Origin of the sequence: Streptomyces sp. NPDC058221 (assembly GCF_042882365.1) — a bacterium.
GTDB lineage: Bacteria > Actinomycetota > Actinomycetes > Streptomycetales > Streptomycetaceae > Streptomyces.
The window spans coordinates 1-5,357 of the sequence record NZ_JBHVWF010000267.1 but is presented as its reverse complement, the minus strand read 5'-3'; the positions used below and the strand labels follow the sequence as shown (position 1 = coordinate 5,357).

The 5,357-nt window shown below is 71.3% G+C and carries 5 protein-coding genes; all 5 read left to right on the top strand.

What is annotated here, in order from left to right; translation table 11 throughout:
* Positions 1-431: 431 nt before the first annotated feature.
* The 5 genes from ACFVW8_RS38300 to ACFVW8_RS38280 all read left to right on the top strand — a co-directional run bounded on the left by ACFVW8_RS38300 (position 432) and on the right by ACFVW8_RS38280 (position 5,182).
* Positions 432-1,550: a ParA family protein gene (locus ACFVW8_RS38300; RefSeq protein WP_389698529.1), complete on the top strand. Its 1,119-nt coding sequence runs from the start codon at positions 432-434 to the stop codon at positions 1,548-1,550.
* The gene (locus ACFVW8_RS38295; protein WP_389698531.1) at positions 1,547-2,146 is read left to right on the top strand and encodes a hypothetical protein; all 600 of its coding nucleotides are present in this window, start codon (positions 1,547-1,549) and stop codon (positions 2,144-2,146) included. The genes ACFVW8_RS38300 and ACFVW8_RS38295 overlap by 4 nt, the downstream gene beginning before the upstream one ends.
* Before the next feature lie 77 nt (positions 2,147-2,223).
* The gene (locus ACFVW8_RS38290) at positions 2,224-3,366 is read left to right on the top strand and encodes a segregation and condensation protein A (RefSeq protein ID WP_389698527.1); all 1,143 of its coding nucleotides are present in this window, start codon (positions 2,224-2,226) and stop codon (positions 3,364-3,366) included.
* Entirely contained in the window at positions 3,363-4,013 is a 651-nt protein-coding gene (gene scpB / locus ACFVW8_RS38285) for an SMC-Scp complex subunit ScpB (RefSeq protein ID WP_389698525.1), read from the top strand. Before ACFVW8_RS38290 ends, scpB begins: the two co-directional genes overlap by 4 nt.
* A complete protein-coding gene (locus ACFVW8_RS38280; protein ID WP_389698523.1) occupies positions 4,013-5,182 on the top strand; it encodes a pseudouridine synthase in 1,170 nt (389 codons plus the stop codon). Before scpB ends, ACFVW8_RS38280 begins: the two co-directional genes overlap by 1 nt.
* The last annotated feature ends 175 nt before the right edge of the window (positions 5,183-5,357 follow it).

The following is a 5,357-nucleotide window of genomic DNA, read 5'->3' as shown; positions in this document are numbered from 1 at the left end:
GTGTTTCTTTTTTTTATCGCCCGGGTCCACGGGGGGGGGGGGGGGGGGGGGGCCCCCCCCCCCCCCCCCCCCCCCCCCCCCCCCCCCCCCCCCGCCGCCCGCCCCGGCCCCCCCCGGGCCCGCCCGCACGCATGCCGGGGCCTCCGAGGGCCCCGCGCAACTCGCCTCGAACGTAACCCTTTAACCGTTTCGTGCCCCCGCGAAAAGTGCGCCCCGGAGGCTGCGCGCCCTTGACAGAGGGGTGTTCGATTGCCGACACATCGGGCCGGGTCCGGCGGATTGTGTTGCTGCGGACCGGTGACACGCCATAGAGTCGCCAATCGTCGGCATGGTGCCACGCTGACCTATCGATAAGTTTCCTGGTCACGTCCAAGGAGGTAAGACGACTTGTGAATGAGTCGACATTTACTCCCGGGGGTGTTCAACCAGGGATGCCTGCACGGGGCCAGAGCCCGAACGGGCTGGAGGCTGTCGGCTCCGTCGCTGTCCGCACCTTCGCCACCCAACAGCACATGACGACAGCCCCCCAGATGATGGACGGCCTACACGTGAACGCCATGGCCGGCAACGAGAGTGGCCGGGACACCGCCCACTTCGCCGACTTCGACGAGGCACCCCAAGGGCGCTTCTACGACCCCGACGCCGAGTACGAGCCCGATCCGGAGTACGCGGCCACGCTCGCGCCCGACGCCGCCCGCCAGCGCCGCGAGCGGGTCGGCCCGACCGGTCGGCCCCTGCCCTACTTCCCGATCCCGGGCCCGCTGACCGATCACGGTCCCGCGAAGATCATCGCGATGTGCAACCAGAAGGGCGGCGTCGGCAAGACCACGTCGACCATCAACCTGGGTGCCGCGCTCGCGGAGTACGGACGGCGGGTCCTGCTCGTCGACTTCGACCCGCAGGGAGCCCTGTCGGTCGGTCTCGGCGTCAACCCGATGGAGCTCGACCTCACCGTCTACAACCTGCTCATGGAGCGGGGCATGGCGGCCGACGAGGTCCTCCTGAAGACCGCCGTGCCCAACATGGACCTGCTGCCGAGCAATATCGACCTGTCGGCCGCCGAGGTCCAGCTGGTCAGTGAGGTGGCCCGGGAGTCCACTCTGCAGCGCGCCCTGAAGCCGCTGATGGCCGATTACGACTACATCGTGATCGACTGCCAGCCTTCGCTCGGCCTGCTCACCGTGAACGCCCTGACCGCCGCGCACAAGGTGATAGTGCCGCTCGAGTGCGAGTTCTTCGCGCTGCGAGGTGTGGCGCTGCTCACCGAGACCATCGAGAAGGTCCAGGAGCGGCTCAACCCGGAACTGGAGCTCGACGGCATCCTCGCCACCATGTACGACTCCCGTACGGTGCACAGCCGCGAGGTCCTGGCGCGTGTCGTCGAGGCCTTCGACGATCACGTCTACCACACGGTCATCGGGCGCACGGTCCGCTTCCCGGAGACCACGGTCGCCGGTGAGCCGATCACCACGTACGCCTCCAACTCGGTCGGTGCCGCCGCCTATCGCCAGCTCGCCAGGGAGGTGCTCGCCCGGTGTCACGCCGAGTGAGTCTGCCGGGGGCCGACGAACTGTTCCGCACCACCGGCGGGATGGGGCTGCAGTCCTCCTCCCCGGCGGAACGGCGGCGCAAGGCGAACGGCGAGGCCCGGGTGCCGGCGCCGGCCGGTGAGAGCGACGCCGGGGCCGACGCCCCGGGCGCGGCGGCCGGGGCCGACGCGGGAACCGCCCCCGCCGAGCAACAGGAGGAGCACTCCGCGGCCAAGGCCGACGCGGGCGATTCGCGCAGCCGCGGCGGTGAGAACGACCGGATGGCGGTGGCCGCGCAGGCCGGGCGCCGTCCGCAGCCGCCGTCCTCGCAGGAGCCGGTTCCCACCCCCGTCGTCCAGCAGCAGCGCAGACGCGGCCAAGGGCGTGGGGCGAACCGGCGGCCCAGCGGCCGGGAGCGCCACGACGAGAAGATCACGGTCTACGTCTCCGCCGAGGAGCTGATGGACCTGGAACACGCGCGGCTGGTGCTGCGCGGTGAGCACGGGCTGGCCATCGACCGAGGCCGGATCGTCCGGGAGGCGGTCGCCGTCGTCCTGGCCGACCTGGAGTCGCGGGGCGACGCGAGCATCCTCGTACGGCGGCTGCGCGGCCGCTGACCGGTGCGGCGCCGGTAGCCTGCCCCGGAGGGCGGGCCGCCGTCCGCCGTCCGTGTCCCGCCGCACCCTGGATCCCCATGCCCTCACCCGACGAGTCCGCCCGCACCTCCCGCCGCCCGCTGGGCCGCGGGCCGGGGGGCGGGCCCGCGCCCGGGCGGCGGACAGGTGACGACGACGCGGGGGCGGGCTTCCCCGTCCCGGTCCCGGTTCCGCCCGTTTCCGAGGCCGTGGAAGCAGTCCCGGACGTGCCGGTGGTCCCAGGCACGCCGGACGTGCCGGACGTGCCGGCTGCCCCGGAAGACCCGGCCGGACCGGCTCCCGCCGCTCCCACCTCCGTCCCGGGTACCTCGGTAGCCGCAGAGACCCCAGAAGCCGCAGCGGACCCCGCTGCCCCCGTTGCCGACGACGGGCGGTTCACCGTCCGGCTGGCGAACTTCGAGGGGCCCTTCGACCTGCTGCTCCAGCTCATCTCCAAGCACAAGCTGGATGTGACGGAGGTGGCCCTGTCCGAGGTCACCGACGAGTTCATGGCCCATATCCGGGCCATGGGGCCGGACTGGGATCTGGACCAGACCACCGAGTTCCTCGTCGTCGCGGCGACCCTGCTGGACCTCAAGGCCGCCCGGCTGCTGCCCGCCGCCGAGGTGGAGGACGAGGGGGACCTGGCGCTGCTCGAAGCCCGGGACCTGCTCTTCGCGCGGCTGCTGCAGTACCGCGCGTACAAGCGCATCGCCGAGATCTTCAGTGCCCGCCTCGAATCGGAGGGCCGCCGCTTCCCCCGTACCGTCGGCCTGGAACCGCACCATGCGGAGCTGCTGCCCGACGTGGTGATCAGCATCGGGGCCGAGGGCTTCGCCAGGCTGGCCGTGAAGGCGATGCAGCCGAAGCCCAGGCCGCAGGTGTACGTCGACCACATCCACGCCCCGCTGGTCAGCGTGCGCGAGCAGGCCGGAATCGTGATGGACCGGGTGCGGGAGGCGGGGGAGCTGAGCTTCCGGGTGCTGACCGAGGACGCCCCGGACACCCTCACCGTCGTCGCCCGGTTCCTCGCGCTGCTGGAGCTCTACCGGGAGAAGGCCGTGGCGCTGGACCAGGACGAGGCGCTGGGGGAGCTCATGGTGCGCTGGGCGGGGGAGCAGGGGGCCGAGCCCGTCGTGACGGACGAGTTCGACCAGGAGGCACCGGGCATGCAGGACGAGCGGCAGGATGTGAAGGCATGAGCGAGCAGAACGTCACCGGTACCGCCGCCGTAGCGGGCCTCGATCTGAAGCCCGCACTGGAGGCCGTCCTGATGGTCGTCGACGAGCCGGCCACCGAGGAGCACCTGGCCAAGGTGCTGGAGCGGCCCCGGCGGGCGGTCGCGGACGCGCTGCGCGAGCTGGCCGACGAGTACACCGTGCAGCGCCGCGGCTTCGACCTCAGGCTGGTCGCGGGGGGCTGGCGCTTCTATACCCGCCCGGAGTACGCGGCGGCGGTCGAGGGCTTCGTCCTGGACGGCCAGCACGCCCGTCTCACCCAGGCGGCGCTGGAGACCCTCGCGGTCGTCGCTTACCGCCAGCCGGTCAGCCGTTCCCGGGTCTCCGCGGTGCGCGGGGTGAACTGTGACGGGGTCATGCGGACCCTGCTCCAGAGGGGTCTGGTAGAGGAAGCGGGCGCGGAACCCGAAACAGGTGCGATCCTGTACAGGACGACGAACTACTTTCTGGAGCGAATGGGCCTGCGTGGCCTGGATGAGCTCCCGGAGCTCGCGCCCTTCCTCCCCGAGGCGGACGCGATCGAGGCTGAGACGCTAGAGGGTGTGCCGTCGTTCGATCCGGACGCACCGGACACCCCGGATACTCACGCAGACGACAAGACGGATTTTTGATGCGAAGCAGTGGCAGGAACAGCGGAAGCGGCAGCGGCGGCGGCAGGAGCGGCGGCGGCAGCGGCTCCAGGAGCGGCGGCGCGGGCGGCAGGAACAACAGCGGCACCGGCAGGAACAGCAACCCGAACCCCCGGGTCTCCGGCTCCGGGCGCGACGACAAGCAGGAGGAGCGCCCCCGCCGTCCCCGCCCCGAGGAGCGCCGCTACGACGTCGGCAACGACAAGCCGGGCGGCGACGGCGGCACCCGCAAGGGCCGCGGCGCGGCGGCCCGCGGCGGTGCCAAGGGCGGCCCGAAGGCTGCCTCGGGCGGTTCCAAGGGCCGGCGTGCCCCGTACGGTGCGCCCGCCCGCCCGCGCGAGCTCGACGCCAAGATCGAGCAGCGCAACCGTGACAGGTACGCGGACAAGCCCTCGATCACGACGCCCAGGACCAACCCGGGCGCCGAGCAGGAGGGCGAGCGCCTGCAGAAGGTCCTCGCCCGGGCCGGCATGGGCTCGCGCCGCGCGTGCGAGGAGCTGATCGACCAGTCCCGCGTCGAGGTGAACGGCGAGATCGTCGTCGAGCAGGGCATGCGTGTCGACGTCCACAAGGACGAGATCAAGGTCGACGGCCTGACCGTGGCCACCCAGTCGCACCTCTTCTTCGCGCTGAACAAGCCGGCCGGTGTCGTCTCCTCGATGGAGGACCCGGACGGCCGTCAGTGCCTCGGCGACTACGTCACCAACCGTGAGACGCGTCTCTTCCACGTCGGCCGGCTGGACACCGAGACCGAGGGCATCATCATGCTCACCAACCACGGTGAGCTGGCCCACCGCCTCACCCACCCCAAGTACGGCGTGAAGAAGACCTACCTGGCCGCCATCCAGGGGCCGCTCCCGCGCGACCTGGGCAAGCGGCTCAAGGACGGCATCCAGCTGGAGGACGGGTACGCCCGCGCCGACCACTTCCGCGTCGTCGAGAACACCGGCAAGAACTACCTGGTCGAGGTGACCCTCCACGAGGGCCGCAAGCACATCGTCCGCCGGATGCTGGCCGAGGCCGGCTTCCCGGTCGAGCGGCTCGTGCGGACCTCGTTCGGACCGATCCCGCTGGGCGACCAGAAGTCGGGCTGGCTGCGCCGGCTCACCAACACCGAGGTGGGCATGCTGATGCGCGAGGTCGGTCTGTAGGCCTCCCGCACCCACCGCTCACGGCCCGCGGCCGGTTCCTGGTTTCCGGATTTCGGACAGGAACCCGCCGCGGGGCGTTTTGTAACAGCGGTCGACCCCGGGTCGTATAAACAACAGACGCAGCCCACCAAAGTCGGAGTGTAGATATAGGGGGTGGCCGGAACAAAAAAAAAAG

Bases quoted from the DNA above. Each gene is read 5' to 3' on its own strand.
- ACFVW8_RS38300 (WP_389698529.1), top strand. From the start codon at position 432: ATGCCTGCACGGGGCCAGAGCCCGAACGGGCTGGAGGCTGTCGGCTCC.
- ACFVW8_RS38290 (WP_389698527.1), top strand. From the start codon at position 2,224: ATGCCCTCACCCGACGAGTCCGCCCGCACCTCCCGCCGCCCGCTGGGC.
- scpB (WP_389698525.1), top strand. From the start codon at position 3,363: ATGAGCGAGCAGAACGTCACCGGTACCGCCGCCGTAGCGGGCCTCGAT.
- ACFVW8_RS38280 (WP_389698523.1), top strand. From the start codon at position 4,013: ATGCGAAGCAGTGGCAGGAACAGCGGAAGCGGCAGCGGCGGCGGCAGG.